Source organism: Serratia sp. DFXYC6 (assembly GCF_057196085.1).
Genome location: NZ_JBXUNV010000001.1, coordinates 2575106 through 2597629 on the forward strand (window position 1 = coordinate 2575106; position 22524 = coordinate 2597629).

19 protein-coding genes are annotated in these 22524 nt (G+C 62.2%); 5 read left to right on the forward strand and 14 right to left on the reverse strand.

Annotated features, from left to right (window positions below; translation table 11 throughout):
• Positions 1-38 precede the first annotated feature (38 nt).
• The 5 genes from AC2CGQ_RS12610 (at position 39) to AC2CGQ_RS12630 (ending at position 3093) form a co-directional block, all read left to right on the forward strand.
• A complete protein-coding gene (locus tag AC2CGQ_RS12610) occupies positions 39-608 on the forward strand; it encodes a DUF4865 family protein (RefSeq protein ID WP_172574570.1) in 570 nt (189 codons plus the stop codon).
• A gap of 76 nt (positions 609-684) precedes the next feature.
• Positions 685-1920 carry an FAD-dependent oxidoreductase gene (locus tag AC2CGQ_RS12615; RefSeq protein WP_484593691.1) on the forward strand — a complete coding sequence of 412 codons (1236 nt, stop codon included), beginning with the start codon at positions 685-687 and terminating at the stop codon, positions 1918-1920.
• 68 nt (positions 1921-1988) lie between these two features.
• Positions 1989-2249, forward strand: a complete 261-nt coding sequence (locus tag AC2CGQ_RS12620; RefSeq protein WP_033637606.1) for a type II toxin-antitoxin system Phd/YefM family antitoxin — start codon at positions 1989-1991, stop codon at positions 2247-2249.
• Positions 2209-2556 (forward strand): type II toxin-antitoxin system RelE/ParE family toxin, encoded by a 348-nt coding sequence (locus AC2CGQ_RS12625; RefSeq protein WP_015377105.1) that lies wholly within the window; start codon positions 2209-2211, stop codon positions 2554-2556. Before AC2CGQ_RS12620 ends, AC2CGQ_RS12625 begins: the two co-directional genes overlap by 41 nt.
• Before the next feature lie 24 nt (positions 2557-2580).
• Positions 2581-3093 carry a GNAT family N-acetyltransferase gene (locus AC2CGQ_RS12630; RefSeq protein ID WP_099982641.1) on the forward strand — a complete coding sequence of 171 codons (513 nt, stop codon included), beginning with the start codon at positions 2581-2583 and terminating at the stop codon, positions 3091-3093.
• Positions 3094-3115: 22 nt separating this feature from the next.
• Here the strand turns inward: AC2CGQ_RS12630 and AC2CGQ_RS12635 are convergent, their stop codons facing one another.
• The 14 genes from AC2CGQ_RS12635 to phnD form a co-directional block, all read right to left on the reverse strand.
• Positions 3116-3628 carry a DUF2165 family protein gene (locus tag AC2CGQ_RS12635; RefSeq protein WP_076740441.1) on the reverse strand — a complete coding sequence of 171 codons (513 nt, stop codon included), beginning with the start codon at positions 3626-3628 and terminating at the stop codon, positions 3116-3118.
• A gap of 118 nt (positions 3629-3746) precedes the next feature.
• The gene (gene urtE, locus AC2CGQ_RS12640; RefSeq protein ID WP_021503947.1) at positions 3747-4445 is read right to left on the reverse strand and encodes an urea ABC transporter ATP-binding subunit UrtE; all 699 of its coding nucleotides are present in this window, start codon (positions 4443-4445) and stop codon (positions 3747-3749) included.
• Between the two features lie 12 nt (positions 4446-4457).
• Entirely contained in the window at positions 4458-5264 is an 807-nt protein-coding gene (urtD, locus tag AC2CGQ_RS12645; protein ID WP_015377102.1) for an urea ABC transporter ATP-binding protein UrtD, read from the reverse strand.
• Positions 5261-6337, reverse strand: coding sequence for an urea ABC transporter permease subunit UrtC (gene urtC, locus AC2CGQ_RS12650; RefSeq protein ID WP_031299706.1), 1077 nt, complete (start codon positions 6335-6337; stop codon positions 5261-5263). Before urtC ends, urtD begins: the two co-directional genes overlap by 4 nt.
• Positions 6337-7917: an urea ABC transporter permease subunit UrtB gene (gene urtB, locus AC2CGQ_RS12655; protein WP_004939455.1), complete on the reverse strand. Its 1581-nt coding sequence runs from the start codon at positions 7915-7917 to the stop codon at positions 6337-6339. The genes urtC and urtB overlap by 1 nt, the downstream gene beginning before the upstream one ends.
• A 56-nt stretch (positions 7918-7973) precedes the next feature.
• On the reverse strand, positions 7974-9242 hold the full coding sequence (urtA, locus tag AC2CGQ_RS12660) for an urea ABC transporter substrate-binding protein (protein WP_033633796.1): 1269 nt from the start codon (positions 9240-9242) through the stop codon (positions 7974-7976).
• A 35-nt stretch (positions 9243-9277) separates the two neighbouring features.
• The gene (locus AC2CGQ_RS12665) at positions 9278-9988 is read right to left on the reverse strand and encodes a GntR family transcriptional regulator (protein ID WP_031299707.1); all 711 of its coding nucleotides are present in this window, start codon (positions 9986-9988) and stop codon (positions 9278-9280) included.
• 14 nt (positions 9989-10002) lie between these two features.
• Entirely contained in the window at positions 10003-13623 is a 3621-nt protein-coding gene (gene uca / locus AC2CGQ_RS12670) for an urea carboxylase (RefSeq protein ID WP_484593692.1), read from the reverse strand.
• Between the two features lie 2 nt (positions 13624-13625).
• Positions 13626-15455 (reverse strand): allophanate hydrolase, encoded by a 1830-nt coding sequence (gene atzF, locus AC2CGQ_RS12675; protein ID WP_166444968.1) that lies wholly within the window; start codon positions 15453-15455, stop codon positions 13626-13628.
• 254 nt (positions 15456-15709) lie between these two features.
• Positions 15710-18853, reverse strand: a complete 3144-nt coding sequence (locus AC2CGQ_RS12680) for a right-handed parallel beta-helix repeat-containing protein (RefSeq protein ID WP_484593693.1) — start codon at positions 18851-18853, stop codon at positions 15710-15712.
• Between the two features lie 188 nt (positions 18854-19041).
• Positions 19042-19506, reverse strand: a complete 465-nt coding sequence (locus tag AC2CGQ_RS12685; protein ID WP_004939471.1) for a YehS family protein — start codon at positions 19504-19506, stop codon at positions 19042-19044.
• A 230-nt stretch (positions 19507-19736) separates the two neighbouring features.
• Entirely contained in the window at positions 19737-20636 is a 900-nt protein-coding gene (phnE, locus tag AC2CGQ_RS12690; protein WP_103085798.1) for a phosphonate ABC transporter, permease protein PhnE, read from the reverse strand.
• Positions 20633-21496 carry a phosphonate ABC transporter, permease protein PhnE gene (gene phnE / locus AC2CGQ_RS12695; RefSeq protein ID WP_021503954.1) on the reverse strand — a complete coding sequence of 288 codons (864 nt, stop codon included), beginning with the start codon at positions 21494-21496 and terminating at the stop codon, positions 20633-20635. The genes phnE (AC2CGQ_RS12690) and phnE (AC2CGQ_RS12695) overlap by 4 nt, the downstream gene beginning before the upstream one ends.
• A gap of 78 nt (positions 21497-21574) precedes the next feature.
• Positions 21575-22507, reverse strand: a complete 933-nt coding sequence (phnD, locus tag AC2CGQ_RS12700) for a phosphonate ABC transporter substrate-binding protein (RefSeq protein WP_004939482.1) — start codon at positions 22505-22507, stop codon at positions 21575-21577.
• Positions 22508-22524 lie beyond the last annotated feature (17 nt).

Genomic DNA, 22524 nt, shown 5'->3' on the forward strand with positions numbered 1-22524 from the left:
TCACGCTCTCCCGGTCAATGTCTTTGCGGAGAATCCTTATGCTCGCGATGCAATACCGTTTCACCCTGCCCGCCGATTACGACATGGCGATCGTCCGCCGCCGCATCGCCGATTTCGGCCATCGGCTCGACGCCTGCCCGCAGCTGATCGTCAAAGCCTATCTGTACGCGCAGCGCAGCGAAGGCAGCGCCGAAAATCTCTACGCTCCCTTCTACCTGTGGAACAGCAGCGCCGGCATGAACGATTTCCTGGCCGGCGAAGGTTTCAGAGGCCTCAGCCAGGCGTTCGGCTGGCCGCGCGTCAATCATTGGCTGCCGTGGCTGACGCATTTCGATCGCCCTCATCTGGCCGAGGCCGCCTGGGCAACCTGCCAGGAACAGGCCATCATCCCCTACAGCGATCTGCCTGCATTGCGTCGGCAACAGCAGGCGGCGCCCGGCGCGCTGGCCTCCATCGTGGCGTTCGACCCCGCCGAGTGGCGGTTAGTGCGGCTGGATTTATGGCGTGAACCGCCGCAGGTAGAGCCGCAAAACGGCCAGCTGTTCCGCGTCGGCCATCTGTCCGCCCCCTTTGACCACACTGCGCCGCGGGTTGACAGTCAAACTTGATATTGATAATCATTATCAACACTAAACATTCACTTGCGGCTCACGGGATGCGGGCCGCTCTCCGGGGTCAACCACCATGCCGTCATCACCGATCACACCTTACGCCACCACCTGCTGCATCGTGGGGGGCGGCCCCGCCGGGCTGATGCTCGGCTATCTGCTGGCGCGGGCGGGGATCGACGTGACGGTGCTGGAGAAGCACGCCGACTTTCTGCGTGATTTTCGCGGTGACACCATTCACCCGTCGACGCTGGAAGTCATGCATCAGCTGGGCCTGCTCGACGAACTGCTGACGTTGCCGCACCAACGCGCGGAATCCCTGCATGCCGAAGTCGCCGGCCGCGACATCAAACTGGCGGATTTCAGCCGCCTGCCGACGCGCTGCAAATTTATCGCCTTTATGCCGCAGTGGGAGTTTCTCAACTTTTTGGCGCAGCAGGCCGCCGCCTTCCCCCATTTCAGGCTGCTCACCTCGACGCAGGTTCATAAGCTGCTGTATGACCGCGGCCAGGTATGCGGCGTGCTGGCCGACGCGCCGGAGGGCTCGATCCGCGTGCGCAGCCAGCTGGTGATCGGCACCGACGGCCGCAACTCGGTGGTGCGCGAGCAGGCGGCGCTCAGCAGCCGCTCCTTCGGCGCCCCGCGCGACGTCTTGTGGATGAAGCTCAGCAAGCAGCCGGGCGATCCGGCCTGGTCGATGGGCCACACCGGGCCGAAGCAAAACTTCATCATGATCGATCGCGGCGACTACTGGCAGTGCGGCTATTCGATCGACAAAGGCAGCTTCGACGCGATCCGCCGCAGCGGGCTGGAGAAATTTTTGCTGCACCTCGCGGAGGTGGCGCCATTCCAGGACGATCGCCTGCAGGAGATCGTCGAGTGGGATCAGGTAAAACTGCTGAGCATTCGCATCGATCGTCTGGATCGCTGGGCCAAACCGGGCGTGCTGTGCATCGGCGACGCCGCGCACGCCATGTCGCCGATCGGCGGCGTGGGCGTCAACCTGGCGATTCAGGACGCGGTGGCCGCCGCCAACGCCCTGATCCCGCCGCTGCGCCAGCATCGGCTGCAGCTGAAGCATCTGCTGAGCGTGCAGCGCCGGCGCGAATTTCCCACCCGAGCCATCCAGTTTTTGCAGATCAAAATGAGTCAGCGTAAGCCGGGTCAGCGCCGCGCCGCCGGCGGCTCGCGCCTGATCGCCCGCGTCGGCAACAGCCGTTGGCTGCCGCGCCTGTTCGGTCGCATCATCGGCCTGGGCTTTCGCCGCGAAACGCCGCGACATCTGTCCAACGAAACCAACCCGCCGGAATAACATTGGTGATTTTTTCATCGCACCGTATAATGGTTAAATCGAACGATTTAATTAACTGGAGCGATTAAATGTACGCACTCAGCGCGAACGAGGCGAAAACCCAATTCGGCGATTTGCTGCTCAAGGCGCAGCGTGAACCGGTGCAAATCAATCGCAACGGCAAACCGGTCGCCGTCGTCATGTCGGTAGAAGATTACCAGGCGCTGGAAGATCTCAAATTACGCGCGCTGCAGCAAAAAATCGCGCAGGCTACCGCCGAGGAAGACGCCGGTAAGGCGGTAGACGGCGATGCCTTCTTCAACCGTCTGCTCACCGATGAAACCGACTGAGATGCCCGCGTTTCGCCTCACCCCGCAAGCCCAACAAGATCTGCTGGCTATTCGCCATTTCACCGTCGAGCACTGGGGCCAAGCGCAATCTCGCCGCTATCTTGAGCAGTTGAGGGAGGTCATGCATCATCTGGCGGATATGCCGGAAGCGGGTAAGGCCCACTTTCACGATCTGGGCGAAGAAATACGCAGTTTTCCTTACGCCAGCCATAGGATCTATTACCGCAGCCGCCCTGCCGGCATCACCGTTCTTGCCATTCTGCATCAGGCGATGGTGCCCCACCGGCATCTGGAACAACGGCTGTAATTCTTCTTACTCAAAGGGGCACAGATGTTCACCGTCCGTCAGGCATTGGTAGAAGATTTAACCCAGGTGCGCGATATCGGCATCAGCACCTATCGTTCGCACTTCGGTGAGCTGTGGCACTACCCGCACGAGCTGGAGGCCTTTCTGGCCGAGGATTTTTCCGTCTCCGCGCTGGAACGGACGCTGCGCCAGCCGGACGTGTGCTGGCTGTTGGCCTATGAGAATGATGCCCTGGTCGGCTATGCGCGGGTGAACTTCGACAGCCTGCTGGCACCAACCGAACAAATCGGCGCAGAGCTGCAGAAAATCTATTTCCTGCCGGGCCATGCCGGCAACGGCTTTGGCCAGCACCTGTTCGAACAGGTGCAGCAGCGGGCTATCGACCGTCGGCAAAAAACGCTGTGGCTGGAGGTGCTGCAACGCAACACCCGCGCCCAACGTTTTTATCAGCGCCAGGGATTGAGCATGTGTGGCGAGACCTGCTACACCAGCGCCCAGGGCTCGATAGGCATCTGGTATATGAGCAAGGCGCTGTAACCGCGCCCCGCTCCGCCGCCGTTTAGCGCGGCTCCCGCTGCAGCATCAGGAACAGCAAGGCAAACGCATTGGGCGCCAGATAGATCAGCGCCCCCAGCTGCACCGCCAACGGATCCTTCTTGGCCTGCCAGGCCATAAACCAGTCGCCGGCGACCACCATAAAGCCGACGCCCCACACCGCGATCGCGCAAAGCGCCCCCAACATCGCCCAGGCTTTGCCCTTGGCGAAGGCGGCGTAAGAGCCTTTCAATCGCCCGATCATCAGCGCCACGCCCGCCGCCGCGAATAGGCCGGCCAGCGTTTCCAGCGCGGTGATGACCGCCAACCCCAACATGCAGGCCCAGTCGGCGCGGATCGCGCGCCACATCAGCCCCGGCGTTTGATAAGTATCCTGCATGGCGAGCAGCGGCCCCACCGCATTGCGCGCGGTGCCGGCGAAATCCGCCGTATTGTTCAACAGACTGAACAACCCCCACAGGGCCGGAAACAGGGACAGGACGATGCAACCGAGGCGTGACACAGTGATTTCATTCATGATGATGTTAGCTATCCATGGCAAGGGATTAATAAAGAACGCCTTTTAGATTAATCCATAACATCAGCAAGGAAAAACAACGGCACGACTTTCAGACATGCGGCTCCCATTTTTTCGTTCAAATCGCCACCAGCGCGCGTACGCCGTCCTGTTCCATATTGCTGCCGGCGCCGCGCTGCACGATGCTGCCGCGCGACATCACCAGATAGCTGTCCGCCAGATCGGCGGCGAAGTCATAGAACTGCTCCACCAGCAGGATCGCCATATCGCCGCGCGCCGCCAGCTGTTTGACCACTGCGCCGATCTCCTTGATCACCGAAGGCTGGATCCCTTCCGTCGGTTCGTCGAGAATCAACAGCTGCGGCCGGCAGGCCAGCGCCCGGCCGATCGCCAGCTGCTGTTGCTGCCCGCCGGAGAGATCGCCGCCGCGCCGATCCTTCATCTGCCGCAGCACCGGAAACAGGTCATAGATCGGATCCGGCACCGCGCGCGCGTCGGCGCCGGAAAAGCGCGCCAGCCCCATCAGCAGATTTTCCTCCACCGTCAGACGCGGGAAGATTTCCCGCCCCTGCGGCACATAGGCGATGCCCGCCTGCACCCGCTGATGCGGCTTTTTACCGGTGATGGCTTCGCCCTGCCAACGGACGCTGCCGCTGCGCGCCGGGATCAGCCCCATCAGGCATTTCAGCAACGTGGTCTTGCCCACGCCGTTGCGCCCCAGCAGGCAGGTCACCTCGCCGATGCGCGCCTCGAACGACAGGCCGCGCAAAATGTGGCTGCCGCCGTAAAACTGATTCAATTCCTCTACCTGCAGCATGATTACGCCTCCTCAGCGCCCCAGATATACCTCAATCACCCGTTCATCGGCCTGCACCTGCGCCAGCGATCCTTCCGCCAGCACCTGTCCCTGATGCAGCACCGTCACGCGATCGGCAATGGTTTCCACAAACCCCATGTCGTGCTCCACCACCATCAGCGAATGCTTGCCCGCCAGCTCGCGGAACAGTTCGGCGGTGTAGTCGGTTTCGGCGTCGGTCATGCCGGCCGCCGGCTCGTCGAGCAGCAGCAGGTGCGGTTCCTGCACCAGCAGCATGCCGATCTCGAGAAACTGTTTCTGCCCGTGGGACAGCAACCCGGCGGGCCGGTGGCGCTCATGCCCCAGCCGCAGGGTCTTCAGCATCTCGTCGATGCGGTCGCGCTGCTCGCTGCTCAGGCGAGCGCGCAGGCAGGCCCACACCGACTTGCGGGTTTTCTGGGCGATCTCCAGATTTTCGAACACCGTCAGCGCCTCGAACACCGTCGGTTTTTGAAACTTGCGGCCAATGCCGGCGTGGGCGATCTGCATCGGCGCCAGCCGAGTCAGATCGACGGTCTGGTCGTAAAACACCCTGCCGCTGTCCGGCCGGGTTTTGCCGGTGATCACATCCATCAGCGTGGTCTTGCCGGCGCCGTTGGGGCCAATCACGCAGCGCAGTTCGCCGACGCCGATGCGCAGCGACAGATCGGTCAGCGCGCGAAAACCGTCGAAGCTGACGTTGACGTTGTCGAGCTGCAGCACCGGATCGGTTTGCTGCCGGTATTTGTCCGCCGGCAGCGGATGGGTAAACAGTTCGTCGGTCACTTGCATCGCCTTCATGAGGTTTTCCTCCGCCGCAGCAGGCCGATCACTCCTTTGGGCAGAAACAGCGTGACGACGATAAACATCAGGCCGAGGAAGAACTGCCAGTATTCGGGAATGGCCATGGTGAACCAGCTCTTGGCGCCGTTGACGATGCCGGCGCCGAGCAGCGGCCCCACCAGCGTGCCGCGCCCGCCGAGCGCCACCCAGATGGCGGCCTCGATCGAGTTGGTCGGCGACATTTCGCCGGGGTTGATGATGCCGACCTGCGGCACATAGAGCGCGCCGGCCAGCCCGCACAGCACCGCCGACAGCGTCCAGACGAACAGCTTGAAGCCCTTCGGGTCGTAGCCGCAGAAGGTCAGGCGGTTTTCCGCATCGCGCACCGCGGTCAGCACCCGGCCGAACTTGCTGCGCGCCAGGGCAAAGCCGATGGCCAGGCTGGCGGCCAGCAGCAGCACCGTCGCCAGGAACAGCGCCACCCGCGTGCCGGCGGCGGTGATGGGAAAGCCGAGCAGCGTGGTGAAACCGGTAAAGCCGTTATTGCCGCCGAAGCCGGTCTCGTTGCGAAAGAACAGCAGCATGCCGGCATAGGTCAGCGCCTGGGTCATGATCGAGAAATACACCCCTTTGATTTTCGAGCGAAAGGCGAAGTAGCCGAACAGGAAGGCCAGCAGGCCCGGCACCAGCACGATCAGGCACAGCGCCCAGGCGAAATGCTGGGTGCCGCTCCAGAACCACGGCAGCTCATTCCAGGAGAGGAACGCCATAAATGCCGGCAGCCCGTCGCCCGCCGCCTGCCGCATCAGGTACATGCCCATGGCGTAGCCGCCGAGCGCGAAGAATAGCCCGTGGCCGAGCGACAGCAGCCCGGCATAGCCCCACACCAGATCGAGCGCCACCGCCACCACCGCGTAGCACAGGATCTTGCCCGCCAGCGTCAGGGTATAGGTGGACACCGCCAGCGGATGATCCGCCGGCAACAGCGTCAAGAACGGCATCACCAACAGCGCCAGCAACGCCAGCGCGCCGATGCTCAACGCCAGCCGGGGCGCTTTCTGCACGCCGGTTACGGTCAATGGTTGGCTCATCAGTCAATCACCCTGCCCTTGAGGGCGAACAGCCCCTGCGGACGCTTTTGAATAAACAGAACGATCAGCACCAGGATCAGGATCTTGCCCAACACGGCGCCGATCTGCGGTTCGAGGATCTTATTGACGATGCCGAGGCCGAAAGCCGCCGCCACCGTCCCCGCCAGTTGGCCGACGCCGCCGAGCACCACCACCAGGAACGAATCGATGATGTAACCTTGCCCCAGCTCCGGCCCGACGTTGCCCAACTGCGACAGCGCCACCCCGCCGAGCCCGGCGATGCCGGAACCCAGCCCGAAGGCCAGCATGTCCACCCGCCCGGTGGGCACGCCGCAGCAGGCGGCCATCGCGCGGTTTTGCGTCACCGCGCGCACGTTCATGCCGAGCCGGGTCTTGTTCAGCAACAGCCAGGTCAACGCCAGCACCAGCAGCACGAACGCGATCACCGCGATGCGGTTCCACGGCAACACCAGGTTCGGCAACAGCTGCACGCCGCCCGACAGCCACGCCGGGTTGGCGACCTCGACGTTCTGCGCGCCGAACAGCACCCGCACCAGCTGGATCAGCACCAGACTGATGCCCCAGGTGGCCAGCAGGGTTTCCAGCGGCCGGCCGTACAGGTGGCGGATCACCGTGCGTTCCAGCGCCATGCCGATCCCGGCGGTGATGGCGAACGCCACCGGCAGCGCCGCCAACGGATAGAGCGCCAGCCACTGCGGCGCAAACTGTTGAAACAGCCCCTGAACCAGATAGGCCGAATAGGCGCCGAGCATCAGCATTTCGCCGTGCGCCATATTGATGACGCCGAGCAGGCCGTAGGTGATCGCCAGACCAAGCGCCGCCAGCAGCAGGATCGAACCGAGCGACAGGCCGCTGAACGCCTGGCCGAGCAGATCGCCGATCATCAGGCGATGCTGCACGCGCTGCAGGCTGCGCTGCGCCTCGGCGCGCACCGCGGCGTCCGGCTCATTGGCCGCGTCGGTCAAGGCTTGCAACCGCGCGCGGGTTTCCGGCTCGCCCGATTCCCCCAGCAGCCGCACCGCATTGAAGCGCACCTGCGGGCTGGCGTCGGCCAATTGCAGGTTCGCCAGCGCAATGCTCAGCGCGTCGCGTACCTGCGGGTCTTGCTCCTGCGCCAGCCGCCGGGTCAACAGCGGCAACTGCTCGCCCTGCGCCTCGCGCTGCAGCGCGGTCGCCGCCTGCAGCCGCACCGCCGCGTCCGCACTGACCAACCGCTGCGCCGACAACGCGTTGGCGATCAGAATGCGCAGCCGGTTGTTCAGCCACACCTTCTTCGGCTCGCCAACCGGGGCCGCCTCACCTTCAAGCGGCAGATAGCGGTCGCCCTGGCGGATAAAGGCGCGTTTCGCCTCGTCGATCGCCACGGTTTCCTGCTGCAGCCCCTGCAGCAACGGCAGACGCGCAGGATCCGGCTCGGCCGCCCACGCCTGCAGCAGTTTGGCCTGCTGCGCGCGAGTGGCCGCCGCGAACTCATCGGCCGGCCCGGCCTGCGCCAGCAGGGGCCAGGCGCACAATAGCCACAGCCCGGCGCGCAGAGAGGATAAAAACGGAGATTGCATCAGCTGCCTCTTCTGTTGGGCCGGCGCGCGTCGAGCCGCGCCGGCGCTGAGTGACGTTACTTGCCGCCTTTCACCGGGTAATCCGGTTTTTTGTCGTTGCCGGCGATATACGGGCTCCACGGCTGCGCACGCACCGGCGCTTCGGTCTGCCACACCACGTTGAACTGGCCGTTGCTCTCGATCTCGCCGATCATCACCGGTTTGTGCAGGTGGTGGTTGGTTTTGTCCATGGTCAGCGTGAAGCCCGACGGCGCGGCGAAGGTTTGCCCGGCCATCGCCGCGCGCACCTTATCGACGTCGGTGGTGCCGGCCTTTTCCACCGCCTGCGCCCACATGTGCAGGCCTACGTAAGTGGCTTCCATCGGATCGTTGGTCACCGCGGTGGCGTAATTCGGCAGATTGTGCGCCTTGGCGTAGGCTTTCCACTGGCTGACAAACTGTTTATTGGTCGGGTTATCCAGCGATTCGAAGTAGTTCCAGGCCGCCAGGTTGCCCACCAGCGGTTTGGTGTCGATGCCGCGCAGCTCTTCCTCGCCGACCGAGAAGGCGATCACCGGCACGTCGGTGGCCTTGACGCCTTGGTTGGCGAGTTCTTTGTAGAACGGCACGTTGGAATCGCCGTTGATGGTGGAGATCACCGCGGTGTTGCCGCCGGCGGCGAACTTCTTGATGTTGGCGACGATGGTCTGGTAATCGCTGTAGCCGAACGGCGTATAGACCTCTTCGATATCCTTGTCCTGCACGCCTTTGCTGTGCAGGAAGGCGCGTAGGATCTTGTTGGTGGTGCGCGGATAGACGTAATCGGTGCCCAACAGGAAGAAGCGCTTGGCGCCGCCGCCGTCCTCGCTCAGCAGGTATTCCACCGCCGGGATCGCCTGCTGGTTCGGCGCCGCGCCGGTGTAGAACACATTTGGCGACATCTCTTCACCTTCGTATTGCACCGGATAGAACAACAGTCCGTTCAGCTCCTCAAACACCGGCAGCACCGACTTGCGCGACACCGAAGTCCAGCAGCCGAACACCGCCGCCACCTTGTCCTGGCTCAGCAGCTGGCGCGCCTTTTCGGCGAACAGCGGCCAGTTGGAGGCCGGATCCACCACCACCGGCTCCAGCTTTTTGCCGAGCACCCCGCCTTTGGCGTTGATCTCGTCGATGGTCATCAGCGCCACATCCTTCAGCGGCGTCTCGGAAATCGCCATGGTGCCGGAGAGCGAACTCAGAATACCGACCTTGATGGTGTCGGCGGCCTGCGCGCTCCAGGCCAGGCCCAGGCCGATCGCGGCGGCGGACAGCGCAAAAGCTTTGATAAAACGACGACGTTGCATAGTTCAAACTCCTGATGTGTGTGAAATCAAAATCGTTACGCCGAGCGCACAGGCTGCTGAGCCCGCGCCTGGTGCAACATGTGCAGCGTTATTTTTCGTACCTCTGCCTTGCTGACGGCGATATGCTCGCCGAGCAGCGTTTGCGCCGCCCCGCTTTGCCGCTGCAGGATCGCCTGCAAAATGGCGGCGTGTTCGCGGTAGGTGGCGTCCACCCGCGCCTGCTGGGTGAAATCCAGCCGGCGAATGATGCGGATTTTTTCGGTCAGTTCGCGGTGAATGCGCGCCATTTCGCCGTTGCCCGCCGCGGCCACTAACGCCTGATGAAACTGCTCATCGTGCTGCGACACCGCCTTGCCGTCCGCCAGGCGCGGCGCTTCGGCCCAAAAACGGCTCAGCGCCGCCAGCGCGCCTGGCGTTTCCCCGGCCGGGCGTTCGCACAGCCGTTTCACCGCCTCTTGTTCCAGCACGATGCGCAGGTCGTACAGCTCTTCGAAGTAGGCGAAATCGAACGGCCGCACCTGCCAGCCGCTGCGAAACAGCACCTCGACATAGCCTTCGCGCTCCAGCCGAAACAGCGCCTGGCGCACCGGCGTGCGGCTGGCCGCCATGCGCTGCGCCACCTCGCTTTCGCTGAAGCGATCGCCCGGCAGCAGGCGAAACTCGAAAATGTCGGCCTTGAGCTGCAGATAAATGCGCTCCGCCAGCCCCTCCGGGCGCGCCTTGTGCTCTCCGTTGGTGATTTGCATCATCGCTTCTCCGTTCAGACCGCCTTTTCCAGCCACAGCAGGGCGTCGCCCGGCCCGACCGGCCGCCCCTGCCGGCAGCTGATGCGCTTAACGATCCCGGCGCGCGGCGCGGTGACCGCCAGCTCCATTTTCATCGCCTCGACCACGATCAGCGGCTGCCCGGCCGCCACCGCCTGCCCCGGTTCCACCAGGATCTTCCACACGCTGCCATTCAGATCGGCGCTGACCAGATCGCCGTCGATGGCGTCTTCTTCCTCCGGCGGCAACAGCTGCGCCTCGGCCTCGTCGTCATCGCTGCGCCAGCGCGCCACTTCGGCGCTGAACGCCTGCTGCTGGCGATGCTGGAAGTCGGCGATCGCCCCGGCGTTGTCGGCCAGGAAACGGGTGTAGGCGGCGAAGTCGAACTCGCTCTCGTCGATGCGCACCTGCATGCGCCCTTCGCGGAACGCTTCGCGCTGCTCGTCCAACTCTTGCTCGCTGACCGGGTAGAAGCGCACCTGATCGAAAAAGCGCAGCAGCCAGGGCTCACCGGCGGTGAACTGCGGGTTTTTGAGGAATTTGTTCCAGATCGGCAGCGTGCGCCCCACCAGCTGGTAACCGCCCGGCGAGTCCATGCCGTAGATGCACATGTACATGCCGCCGATGCCGACCGTCCCTTCGGCGGTATGGGTGCGCGCCGGGTTGTATTTGGAGCTCAGCAGGCGATGGCGCGGATCGAGCGGCACCGCGCAGGGCGCGCCGAGGTACACGTCCCCCAGCCCGAGGATCAGGTAGCTGGCGTCGAACAGAATGTCGCGCACCTGCTCGCGTCGGCTCAGGCCGTTGATGCGCTGAATGAAATCGACGTTGTTCGGCAGCCAGGGCGCCGAGGCGCGCACCGTCTGCTGATAGCGATCCACCGCCCCCAGCGTGGCCGAATCCTCGAACGCCATCGGCAGCCACACGGTGCGCGTCGGCACCTTCAGGCGGCTGACGTCCCCCAGCGCCCGTTCGCGCGCCAGCAGGCGCTGCAGCAGGTCGGCCTGGCTAATCTGCCGGCTGTCGTAGCGGATCTGCAGCGAACGCACGCCCGGAGCCAGCTCCGCCACGCCCGGTATCGCCTCCTCACGCAGCGACAGCATCAGCAGATGAATGCGCAGGCGCAGCGCCAGATCGAGCACGTTGTCGCCGTACTCCATCAGGATGTAGCCGTCCCCCGCCTGGCGATACGCCACCGCCGGGCGCCCCTCCGCCGCCGGCAGCGCTGCCAGCACCGCGGCGGAAACGGTCTCCGCCGGGGCCAGATCCGGCGGCGGCAGGGTGATGGCCTTCACCGCCGCCAGCGCTTCGATGCTGCCGAGCTGCGCCTGCTCCAGCGACTGCGCCTGCCGGAAGCCGATCGGATGGAAACGGATGCGGTCGCCCGGCTTCACCTGCCCCACTTTCCACAGTTCGGCCTTGGCAATGGTCACCGGGCAGACGAAGCCGCCGAGGCTCGGCCCATCGCGGGTCAGGATCACCGGGAAGTCGCCGGTGAAGTTGATCGCGCCGATGGCGTACTCGCAGTCGTGCACGTTGGAAGGGTGCAAACCGGCTTCGCCGCCGTCCTCCCGCGCCCACTCGGGCTTCGGCCCCGCCAGGCGCACGCCGAGGCGGTTGGAGTTGTAATGCACCTGCCAGTCGGTGGCGAAGAAGGCCTCTATCGATTCGGCGGTGAAAAAGTCCGGCGCGCCGTGCGGCCCGTACAGCACGCCGATGTGCCATTGATCGCCGTAGTGCGGGATCAGGCTGTCGTCCATCGCCTGCGGCGCGGCGATCGGCGCCGGCGTGGTGCTGGCCGCCAGCGCCGGTTGGGCGATCGCCAGCATGTCCGCCACGCGCAAGGTGCGCCCGGCGTGGCCGCCGAACTGCCCGAGCGCGAAGGTAGAGCGGCTGCCGAGATATACCGGCACGTCGAAGCCGTTACGCACCGCCAGATAGGTACGGCAGCCGTGCGTAGCGCGCCCCAGCGTCAGCACCTGCCCGGCCCGCACCGTAATCGGCCGCCAATACGCAACCGCCTCGCCGTCCAGATCGGCCGGGCAGCTGGCGCCCGTCAGCGCGATGGTGGCGTCGCAGTGAAAGCGCAGCGTCGGCCCCTGCAGGGTAAACTCCAGCCCGGCCGCCGCCGGGTGGTTGCCGACGATGCGGTTGGCCAGCCGAAACGCGAAGTCGTCCATCGGGCCGGACGGCGGCACGCCGATGTCCCAATAGCCGAGGCGGCCGGGATAATCCTGCACGCTGCTGTAGGTGCCGGGTTGCAGCACTTCGAGGCAGTGCGGCTGGAAACGCAAATCGTCCAGCAGGCGCGTCCAGACGTCGCCGCGCTGAAATTGCGGCGTGGCGATCACCTGCCGCAGATAGTCGAGGTTGGTGGCGATGCCGTGCAAACGGGTCGCCGCCAGCGCCACGCGCAGTTTTTCCAGCGCCTGCGCCCGATCGGCGCCGTGCACGATCAGCTTGGCGATCATCGGGTCGTAAAACGCCGAAACTTCGCTGCCGGTCGCCACCCAGCCGTCGAGGCGCACGTCGTCAGGGAAATGCACCTCGGTCAGCACGCCGGGGCTGGGCTGGAAGTTTTTCAGCGGATCTTCGGCATAGAGGCGCACCTCGATCGCCGCGCCCTGCGGCGCGCGGCGCAACGCCGCCCAATCCAGCGCGTCACCCGCCGCCACCTGCAGCATGCATGCGATCAGATCCAGGCCGGTGACCATCTCGGTAACCGGGTGCTCTACCTGTAAGCGGGTGTTCACTTCCAGGAAATAAAACTCGTCGCGCGCGGCGTCGTAAATGAACTCCACCGTGCCGGCGCTGCGGTAATTCACCGACTCGCCCAGCGCCACCGCCGCCCGATGCAGCGCCTGGCGGGTCGCCGCCGGCAGATGCGGCGCCGGGGTTTCCTCCACCACCTTTTGGTTGCGGCGCTGCAGTGAACAGTCGCGCTCGCCGAGCGCCGCCACCTGCCCCTGGCCATCGCCGAAAATCTGCACCTCGACGTGGCGCGCCCGATCGACGAAGCGTTCGATAAAGGCGCCGGCGTCGCGGAAGAACTGCTCCCCCAGCCGTTTGACGCTGTCGTAGGCGTCGCGCAGCGCCGCCTCGTCGTCACAGCGCGTCAGGCCGATGCCGCCACCGCCGGCGGTGCTTTTCAGCATCACCGGGTAGCCGATGCGCGCGGCGGCGGCGACCGCCTGCTCAACGCTCTCCAGCAAGCCGGTACCCGGCGTCATCGGCACCCCGGCCAACGCCGCCAGCTCGCGCGCCCGGTGCTTGAGGCCGAACTCGCGCATCTGCGCCGCCGTCGGGCCGATAAAGGCAATGCCCGCCGCCTCGCAGGCGTCGGCAAACTCGGCGCTCTCGGACAAAAAGCCGTATCCGGGGTAGATCGCCTGCGCGCCGGTGGCCGCCGCGGCCGCGAGGATCTTGTCGATGCGCAGGTAACTGTCGGCGGCCTTGTCGCCGCCGAGCGCCACCGCCCTGTCGGCCTCGGTGACGTGCGGCGCATTGCGGTCGGCGTCGGAATAGACCGCCACGCTGGTGACGCCCAGGCGTTTCAGGGTGCGAATGGCGCGGCAGGCAATTTCGCCGCGGTTAGCGATCAGTACGGTAGTAAACATGTTCATGCCCCCTTAACGCTGGCGAGATAGTCGCGCCAGCCGCCAAACTCAGTGATATCCGTGGCGCCTTCCAGCGCCCAGGCTTCGCAGATAAACCCCTTCACCCGCCGGCCGTCCGCCAGCAGCAGCGTGCCGATGCCCAATGGCGCCGGGATTTCCGCCACAAACTCGCCGAAACGGGCCAGCGGGATGTCCCACAGCTCTACGCGGATCGCCGCCCCCTGCGCCGCGCGCGCCAGCCCCGGCTTCGGCGGATCGGTATCGGCCAGCGCGTAGAGGCGATAACAGGGGGCGGTGACGGTTTGCTCTACCCACACCGCGTCGCGCTGCGTCAGCTGGGCGTTGAGCGGCATGCCGCTAAGGTGAGCGCCTACTACCGCCAGACGCACGTGTCCCGAAGACGGGGCCGGCGCCGGCTGCGGCGGCAATGCCCGGCCGATAGCGCCGAGCGGCAAGGCGCTTTGCCGTTGCCAGCGCAGGCCAAACGCCGCCAGCGCCCGGTCATGCCAGGCGGGCGCAATCAGGGTGATGCCCGCCGGCAGACCGTCTTCGCGCAGCGGTCCCGGCAGCGCCAGCGCGCTCAGATCGGCCAGGTTGGTGAAATTGGTGTAAGTGCCGAACTGCGAATTGAACAGCACCGGTTCCTGCGCCATCTCCGCCAGGGTGCGGATAGTGGGCGCGGTCGGCACCACCAGCGCGTCGAACGGCGCCAGCCGCTGGGCGATCTGCCGCGCCAGCTCGGCGCGCAGGTATTCCGCCTTGTAGGCGTCGCAGGCGCTGTAGCCGAGGCCGTTACCAACGATGCCGCGCACCACCGGATCGATAGCCTGCGGGTTCGCTTCCAGCACCTGCTCAATGGCTACCGTGCGCTCCGCTACCCAGGGGCCGTAATACAGCTGTTCCGCCAGAGTGCGAAACGGCGCGAAATCGAGGGGTTCCAGCGTGGCGCCGCCCGCCTGCAGCTGCGCCAGCGCTCGGTGAAACGCCCGCTCGGCCTGCACGTCGCCGAAAAACTCCAGCTGGGCGGGAACGGCGAAACGCGGCGCGGCGGGGATATCCGCCGGCGCGGTATGCGGATCGGCGCGGGAATACGGATCTGCCGCGTCAAAGCCGCTCGCCAGCTCCGCCACCTGCGCGGCATCGGCCACCGTCAGCGCGAAGATCGAAACGGTGTCGTTCAACCGGCAGGCCGGCACCACGCCGCGATTGGACAACCGCCCCTTGGTCGGCTTCAGCCCGACGATGTTGTTGAACCCGGCGGGCACGCGCCCCGAACCGGCGGTATCGGTGCCCAGCGCGAACGGCACCAGGCCGCGCGCCACCACCGAAGCGGAGCCGGAACTGGAACCGCCGCTGACGTAGCAGCTGTCGAAGCTGTTGACCACCGCGCCATAAGGTGAGCGGGTGCCCACCAACCCGGTAGCGAACTGGTCGAGGTTGGTTTTACCGAGGGCGATCGCCCCGGCGGCGCGCAGGTGGGCGACCACGGTGGCGTCCGCCGCGGCCTGATAGGTGAACGCCGGGCAGGCGGCGCTGGTCGGCCAGCCGCCGACGTCGATATTGTCTTTGATGGCAAAGGGCACGCCGAACAGCGGCAGGCGGCTGAGATCGCCGGCGACCGCCTCGAGCCTCTGTGCCAGTTGCCGATACTGCTGCTCGCGCTGCGCCGGCGTGGCGAGATACAGCCAGGCGTTATCGTCCGGGTTCAGGCCGGCGACCAGCGTTTCGATCGTCGCACTGACGCAGGCAAGGCGCTCGCCCGCCGGACGGGTTTGATAATGGTGCTGCCATTCACTGAGGGTAAAACCGCACGCTTCAACAGGTTCGCTCATCGGCTGAATTCCATCTGGTACACAAGATGGGATCCAACAGAGCAACCGGCGTGCCAATTTTTAATCTCATGATTTCAATAAATTATAATTAAAACTTATGACAGCGGCGGCAAACGGGCTGCACCAGCGGTGCGCAGCGGGAGAACAAAAAGAGTGCAATAGCGGGATGACGCAGAGGAAAAAACGGGGCGGCGACACTCGCCGCCCCGGAAGGATGATATGGATAGGTCAGCCATCAGCCGCAAGTTCAGTACCTACCATGTGGTGAGCGGCACCCTTCTCCAGGTATTGGCCGCCGTGCAAACATAAAAGAATGCGGAGTCTGCCGACCATTGGCCTATTTTACCGGGCGCAACGGCCGAAGCGGGGACGGCAACTCTGACACCTACGGGATCTCCGTTCACGTTCGCTGAATCATAAATATTCAACACTTTTATGTGGCCAGAGGAGAATTGGTTATTCGGCCCACCAATAGGGTAAGCGCCGTCACCGGCAGGATAAACGCCATTGTCAGCGACCGTTAACTGCTTAGTGTACAACCCGCTCCATTTGAATGAGGGCTGTCCTAAGGCGGTCGCGATATCCTTCTGCGGCGAAAAATCAGCAGGGGAGATGGATACGCCGCTGCTGGTCGTATTGTTATTCGCGCCAAGCGTAAACTTAGGTGCAAAACTAATGAAAGAAGCCCCGTCCTGAGCCAACCTGACGCCCGGTTCAAACCCCTGAAGGTTATTGCCTGGAGAAATACCGCCAAAGTAATGATAGTTGGTACTTCCCCCTCTGGCTGCATAGAACAGGTTATCGGAGTCGCCCTTGATGCCATGGAAAATCGCCGGATAAGCGCCATTACTGGCCCTGTCCGCCAAGGACCACGGAAGCTGCCTTGGAGCCATATCGGCGATTGCCGCGTTGGCGAATCTTGTCGTATTGCTCATCATGTTATCAAACACAAATGCCGCCGCAATGCCGTTTACCGGCTCTGCCGCCACATTGTAAGTGGTAGTACTCACGTTATAGAAACCGCCTCGACATTCAAAAGTGCTTCCATCACTCTGAAGAATGGTTTCACCTTCGCAAGTAAACTGCCCCAGGATGTTATCGGTGTTGGTCCGGGTGAGTTTGATCGCCGTTGCGCCGACGCCGCCGAACAGGTGGATATAGCAGAAACCGTTGTACCAGGTTGCTCTGTTGGCGTTTCCTCTCAGCTCCAGCCCCACGCCGGCATCCGTATTTGTGCCGCCATCGCCCGGATTGCCGGAAACTTTGATCTGACATTGAATTTCATGGAACCCCACGCCGTGGAAGGAGCTATCCCCGCCATTGCTTTCCATCAAGATGTTCGACAAGCCACGGTGGAACCGGCAAGAGTGAAAACTGACGAACTCGGTAAACGCACCGGCATAGCCGTTCAACAGATGTAGGTTCACAAAAAACTTCATAATCAGCAATCTTTCATGCCGCATGAAGCAGGAACCATTAATCCGATAGCCGGTGCCCGTATATAACGCGCCCTTGGCCGGCGTAATCGTCACGTCGCTGATATATCTGTTGCTATGGATCCCGGAACCGCCTTTCGACTCAAAACACGCATGATCATTAGACGTCGGCTTAAAGAAGAATTTTGTACTAATCCAATTTTCACCCTCTATCGCAATGCCTTTATCTCCGGTGTAGTTTTCCCCCCCTAAATTTAACGTATCCGTAATGTAATAGTTGCCGGCAGGCACATAGAGCTTCTTGCAGCCTTGGCTAATCGCATAAGCGATAGCCTGTTTAAACGCCTGCGTATCATCCGTACCAACGCCAGCGGTATCATTCCAATCACCCTTCGCGCCGAACATCTGCGGGGTAATGTGGGCCACGCCTTCATTCGGGAAGGAGTACTGAATGAGTTGATTGCCCGTCACCCCAGCAATCGTAGAGAGAATAGGTTTAAAAGCGCAATCCCAGGCGTTCTTGCCAATAAGGGTCGTTTCGTCAAATTCCCCGCCTAACTCCAGCGCCCGAGCAGGCGCAGCCAGTTTAATCACATTCCCTTCAATAATGGCGTTTTTCCCATTCAAGAAACGGATATAACCAAACCCAGAGTCCGTCACCCGATTGCCGGAAAACACCGTACGGTCGCCATACAACTTGATCCATACCTGACTGGCGCCCCATCCGGAGTTGGTTATCTTATTGCCGGTCATCACGCAGCTATTAGCGAACAGGGCAACCTTGCAGTTATTGATAATATTGCCTGAAAGGGTCGCCTCCGTTGCGGCAATGCCATTGAAGGCCGACGTCGTGGAGGTACCACAGAAATTTAAAAAGTTATCTGCGATAACAGACTCCGTGACAGAAATATCATTGTTACCATGATAATCGATGCCATTCTCAACGGTATTCTCAACGTGATTCCCGATAATTCGGGAATTATTCGTAGGAATTTTGGTGGGGTTATTTACTAAGGAATAGTCTATCTGAATGCCGAACCTTTCGATCGTCTTGATGTAGTTATTAGAGATATTAATGTCACTGATTCCACCCAGCGCGATGCCATAGCTGGTATTAACAATATGGTTATTGGCAACGGTCAGGTTAGTAAATGAATGAGGCGTGCCGGTCACCTCGTTATTGAGCGTCACCCCGCCCCCTCTTTGCGTGTGCCCTGCCCCTGCCGGTTTCGCAGGCTTGTGCCCATCGTGAATATGATTGTTCACGATTAAGATGTCATAAGCCTCTCTGTTCACACCCGTTTTCAGCAGGATCCCATCACCCTGGTGATTCGTCAGCTCGTTATTCTGGATCGTAATATGGCGGCCGCCACGAACCGCGATAGGTTCCTCTCCCAAATCTTTAAGTAAATTGTTCTCAAGGGTAACTGACGTACAGTCAGAAAGGCCCAAAGCATCAGTATGCATACTGATGACACAATTTCTCACGGTGAAGTTTTCACAACGGGTGAAAGCCATGCCGGTACACGCGCGTGTGGCATACCACCAAATAGGATCTGTATCTTTCTGAGTCACCTTTCTCGTAATCCTCAGATCTTCCACGATGAAATTCGACTGTTCAACGGTATTAAAAATGTTGATTTGAGGCGTATCGTCATCCAGGTGAATTTCACCACCGCCATAAATATGGCAGTTGCTGGGGATCTGCAGAGGCTGCCAAGCCGAACCCAACGTCAACCGATAGACATTCGCCATTCTGACCTGGCGTTTTTTCATCGATTTAGCGGCGTCAATCGCCACTTTAGCGAACATGGCGCTAACAGCATCTCGATCATCGGCCAGGCCATCGCCTACGGCGCCAAACTGTTCAGGGGTATATTCAGCGAATTCGCCGCCGTCATTGACCTGAGCTGCGGTATTTTTTGTGTTGAACTGCGGATCTTCTTTTGACATTTGAGCCATTGAATTACTCCTCTGGATTTTACGTTTCAATCGACATTGAACGAACCCTGGAAAAGTAACCGGATAGGCGGCACGCCCTCCATCAATGGCGGATGGCTGAGGGCCAGTACAACAACGGCGGACGGGAGAGCGGCAATAAAAAAGGCGCAACCTTGCGATTGCGCCTGATGTTCGGTGAACGCTGCGCGTTACTCGCCGCGAACGCGCTGCGCCAGCCCTTTGAGGAAGTAGCGCAGCATCTGATCGCCGCACGGGCGGTAGTTCTTGGTGCCCTCTTTGCGGAACAGCGCGCTCAGCTCCGGCTTGGAGATGCGGAAATCCACCGCGGTGAAAATCTGGTGCATGTCGGTGTCTTTCAGCTCGAACGCCACGCGCAGCTTTTTCAGCACCAGGTTGTTGGTGATTGGCAGCTCAACCGCCGGCGCCGGGAACTTGTCGTCCTTGCCGCGTTTGAAGAACACCAGGCCGTTGAGGAAGTGCGCCATCACTTCGTCCGGGCACTTCTCGTAGCCCGGCTCGCCTTCTTTGATCACGTAAGCGTCCATCGCCGACACCGCCACCTCGAAATCGTCCAGTTTGATAATCTCGACCATTTTGGCGTTGTTAATGCTCAGCATATAGCGCACGCTGCGCAGCACGTCGTTGTTCATCATGGGATTGCATTGCCTTATTTGTCTAACGGGGACGTGCGCATTGTAAAAAAATGCCCCATACCCAAAATAATTGGAGTTGCATCGCGGCGGCAAATTTGTAAGCCCCCGGAGCATAGTTAACTATGTGACCGGGGCGCGCAAATGCAGCCAACAAAGAGGCAGCTCCAAGTATGACGGGTATGGCCGCACACCTTGAATGTGCGGCAGTATAGGGATCGGCAAGGGGTTTCTCAATCGATTTGGCTTTTTTGCTGATACAGCGGGATGTCTTCGCCGATGATGTACTTGTTGCGCAGCAGCGACGAGACCTTGTCCATGATCATCACCACCACCACCAGGATCAGGGTGATGAACATCACCACGTCCCAGTTCCACAGCCGCATGTTCTCCGCGTACACCAGGCCGATGCCGCCGGCACCGACGAAACCCAGCACCGCCGCAGAGCGGGTGTTGGATTCGATCTGGTACAGGCTGAGCGCCAGGAAGGTGGGGAACGACTGGGTGAAGATGCCGTAGCGGTGCTTCTGCAACCCGTTGGCGCCTACCGCCGTCAGGCCGCGGCTCGGGGACTTGTCCACCGCCTCGTGCCCTTCGGCGTACAGTTTGCCCAGCAGCCCGACATCCTGCATCACGATAGCCAACACCCCGGCCAGCGGCCCCATGCCGACGGCGCGCACGAAGATCAGCCCCCAGATCGCCATATCGATACCGCGCAGCACGTCCAGCATGCGGCGCACCAGCACGGAGATCGGCCGCAGCAGCGGCGTCGACATCACGTTGCGCGCGGCGAAGAACGACAGCGGCAGCGCGATCAGCGACGCGGTGATGGTGCCGGCGAACACGATGGCGATGGTGATGCCAATCTGCTGGAAGTAGTACATGAACGGCCAGTTGGCGAAGTCATGCCAGACGAACATGCGCAGGAAATAGCGTCCCAGCTGCTGGCAGCCGTTGATAAACTGCGGCCAGCTAATGCCGAAGACCAGGAAGAAGAACACGTAGTACAGCACGATCGCCAAGGCGATCAGGCCGACGGTGCGCAGGTAGCGCCCCTGCTGCGCGAAGATCGCCGGATGCTGCTGTTTCAACTGGCGCAGCGTTTCCGCCGACGCCGGAGTGCCCGCTGTCATTTTGCCCCCTCCACCACGCGCTTGCGCAGCTCGCCCGACACGTAGTCGAGCACGGAAACCACCACGATGATCAGCAGCAGCGTCATGCTGACCTGATCGTAACGGTCGAGTTTAATGTTGGTCATCAGCTCCTGGCCGATGCCGCCCGCGCCCACCAGCCCCAAAATGGTCGACTGACGAAAGTTGATCTCCAGCCGCATGAAGCTGTAGGAGAGAAACACCGGCTTCACCTGCGGCCACAGGCCAAAGCGCATGCGCTGCAGCGGCGTGGCACCGCAGGCCGCCAGCCCGCGCACCGGTTTGTTGGAGGCGGTTTCGATCGATTCGTAGAACAGCTTGGTCAGGCTGCCGATGGTGTGCAGCGCCAGCGCCAGGAAGCCGGGAATGGCGCCGATGCCGAACGCCATCACGAACATCACCGCCCACGCCAGCTCAGGCATGGTGCGCAGAAACGCCACCAGCGTGCGGATCGCCAGCCGCACCGAGGCCGGGGTATAGGTGTTGCCGGCCGCCAGAAACGCCAGCACGGTCGCCACCAGCACCGAAAAAATGGTCGCCGCCAGCGCCAGCTGCAGGGTCTCCCAGATCAGCGGCAGCTGAATGTTCAGGCGATAGCCCCAGTAAGCCAGCGAGCCTTCGGTACGCCCGTCGGCGAACAGCAGGTGCCAGTGCAGCGTCGGAACGGTTTCGGCCAGATAGTCGAAGAAGTGCGGAATAGACACCCAGACGGTGTGCAGGTTGAACTCGGCGAGGTTGCCGGCGCCCAGGTACAGCACCACCAGCCCGAGCGACCACAGCAGCGCTTCGCGCTTTTGCTTGCTGCGGATCCGTTGGTAATAGTGTGCGAAATCGGTATTCAAAACAGGTCTTCCATCGTTATGGAACAAGGGGTTCAGCATGCTGAACCCCTTCATTCGGGCGGCCGAGGCAGCCGGGAATCAACGGTCGCCTTTGGTCAGCTCGCGCTTCATATCGATGATGGTCTGGTATTCCGCCAGGGTGGTGTCGCCGATGTGCTGTTTGCCGCCCATCGCTTTGATAAAGCACGCGTGATCGTCTTTATCCAGCTTCTTGATGGCGGTGACCACTTTGGCCTTAAAGTCGGCCGGCAGCGAGTTGCTCACCAGGATCGGGCCGTTCGGGATCAGCGGCGACTGCCAGATGATGCGGATCTGTTTCATCAGGTCCGGGTGATCCATGCGGATCATGCGGGTGAACGCGCCGCTGGTGTAGCCGGTGTTGTAGTCGCCGATCATCGACGCCCAGGTCACCGCGCCTTCAAACTGGCCGTTCAGCACGCCGAGGATGTCCTGCTCGTGGCCGCCGGAGAAGGTGACGCTGGAGAAGGTGTTGTTGTATTTGTTGTCGACCGTGCCGCCGAACAGCTTTTTAAACGCCTGGTTCGGGATCAGGAAGCCGGAGGTGGAGTCCGGATCGGCGAAGCCGATGGCCTTGCCCTTCAGGTCTTCCAGTTTCTGGTATGGGCTGCCGGCCTTCACCACCACCACCGAATGGTAGCCGCGCGACTGGTCGACGTCGTCGACCGCGATGCCGACGATGTCCACCGCTTTCGGATCCTTGATGTAGACCGAGGCGAACGACGACGGCGACATGCTGAGCACCAGGTCAATCTTGCCGCCCAGCAGGCCCTGGATCACGCCGGAATAGTCGGACGAGTTGCGCAGCTTGGTATCGACGTTCAGCTCTTTGTCCAGGAACTGCTTCACGCACTGGTTATCGCCGATCTGCTGGGTGGCGTTCTGGCCGCCGAGAATGCCCAGGTTCAGCTCTTTCGGCGCATCCGCTGCGGCAGCATTAAAGACCATCATCGCGCCGGCCATCAGGGTGGTCAGACTCAATACTTTTTTCATTAGGTGTGCCTTGTGTG

What these genes read in the sequence shown, in the direction of transcription:
- AC2CGQ_RS12610 (WP_172574570.1), top strand. Translation starts at nt 39, where the DNA reads ATGCTCGCGATGCAATACCGTTTCACCCTGCCCGCCGATTACGACATG.
- AC2CGQ_RS12615 (WP_484593691.1), top strand. Translation starts at nt 685, where the DNA reads ATGCCGTCATCACCGATCACACCTTACGCCACCACCTGCTGCATCGTG.
- AC2CGQ_RS12620 (WP_033637606.1), top strand. Translation starts at nt 1,989, where the DNA reads ATGTACGCACTCAGCGCGAACGAGGCGAAAACCCAATTCGGCGATTTG.
- AC2CGQ_RS12625 (WP_015377105.1), top strand. Translation starts at nt 2,209, where the DNA reads ATGCCTTCTTCAACCGTCTGCTCACCGATGAAACCGACTGAGATGCCC.
- AC2CGQ_RS12630 (WP_099982641.1), top strand. Translation starts at nt 2,581, where the DNA reads ATGTTCACCGTCCGTCAGGCATTGGTAGAAGATTTAACCCAGGTGCGC.
- AC2CGQ_RS12635 (WP_076740441.1), bottom strand. Translation starts at nt 3,628, where the DNA reads ATGAATGAAATCACTGTGTCACGCCTCGGTTGCATCGTCCTGTCCCTG.
- urtE (WP_021503947.1), bottom strand. Translation starts at nt 4,445, where the DNA reads ATGCTGCAGGTAGAGGAATTGAATCAGTTTTACGGCGGCAGCCACATT.
- urtD (WP_015377102.1), bottom strand. Translation starts at nt 5,264, where the DNA reads ATGAAGGCGATGCAAGTGACCGACGAACTGTTTACCCATCCGCTGCCG.
- urtC (WP_031299706.1), bottom strand. Translation starts at nt 6,337, where the DNA reads ATGAGCCAACCATTGACCGTAACCGGCGTGCAGAAAGCGCCCCGGCTG.
- urtB (WP_004939455.1), bottom strand. Translation starts at nt 7,917, where the DNA reads ATGCAATCTCCGTTTTTATCCTCTCTGCGCGCCGGGCTGTGGCTATTG.
- urtA (WP_033633796.1), bottom strand. Translation starts at nt 9,242, where the DNA reads ATGCAACGTCGTCGTTTTATCAAAGCTTTTGCGCTGTCCGCCGCCGCG.
- AC2CGQ_RS12665 (WP_031299707.1), bottom strand. Translation starts at nt 9,988, where the DNA reads ATGCAAATCACCAACGGAGAGCACAAGGCGCGCCCGGAGGGGCTGGCG.
- uca (WP_484593692.1), bottom strand. Translation starts at nt 13,623, where the DNA reads ATGTTTACTACCGTACTGATCGCTAACCGCGGCGAAATTGCCTGCCGC.
- atzF (WP_166444968.1), bottom strand. Translation starts at nt 15,455, where the DNA reads ATGAGCGAACCTGTTGAAGCGTGCGGTTTTACCCTCAGTGAATGGCAG.
- AC2CGQ_RS12680 (WP_484593693.1), bottom strand. Translation starts at nt 18,853, where the DNA reads ATGGCTCAAATGTCAAAAGAAGATCCGCAGTTCAACACAAAAAATACC.
- AC2CGQ_RS12685 (WP_004939471.1), bottom strand. Translation starts at nt 19,506, where the DNA reads ATGATGAACAACGACGTGCTGCGCAGCGTGCGCTATATGCTGAGCATT.
- phnE (WP_103085798.1), bottom strand. Translation starts at nt 20,636, where the DNA reads ATGACAGCGGGCACTCCGGCGTCGGCGGAAACGCTGCGCCAGTTGAAA.
- phnD (WP_004939482.1), bottom strand. Translation starts at nt 22,507, where the DNA reads ATGAAAAAAGTATTGAGTCTGACCACCCTGATGGCCGGCGCGATGATG.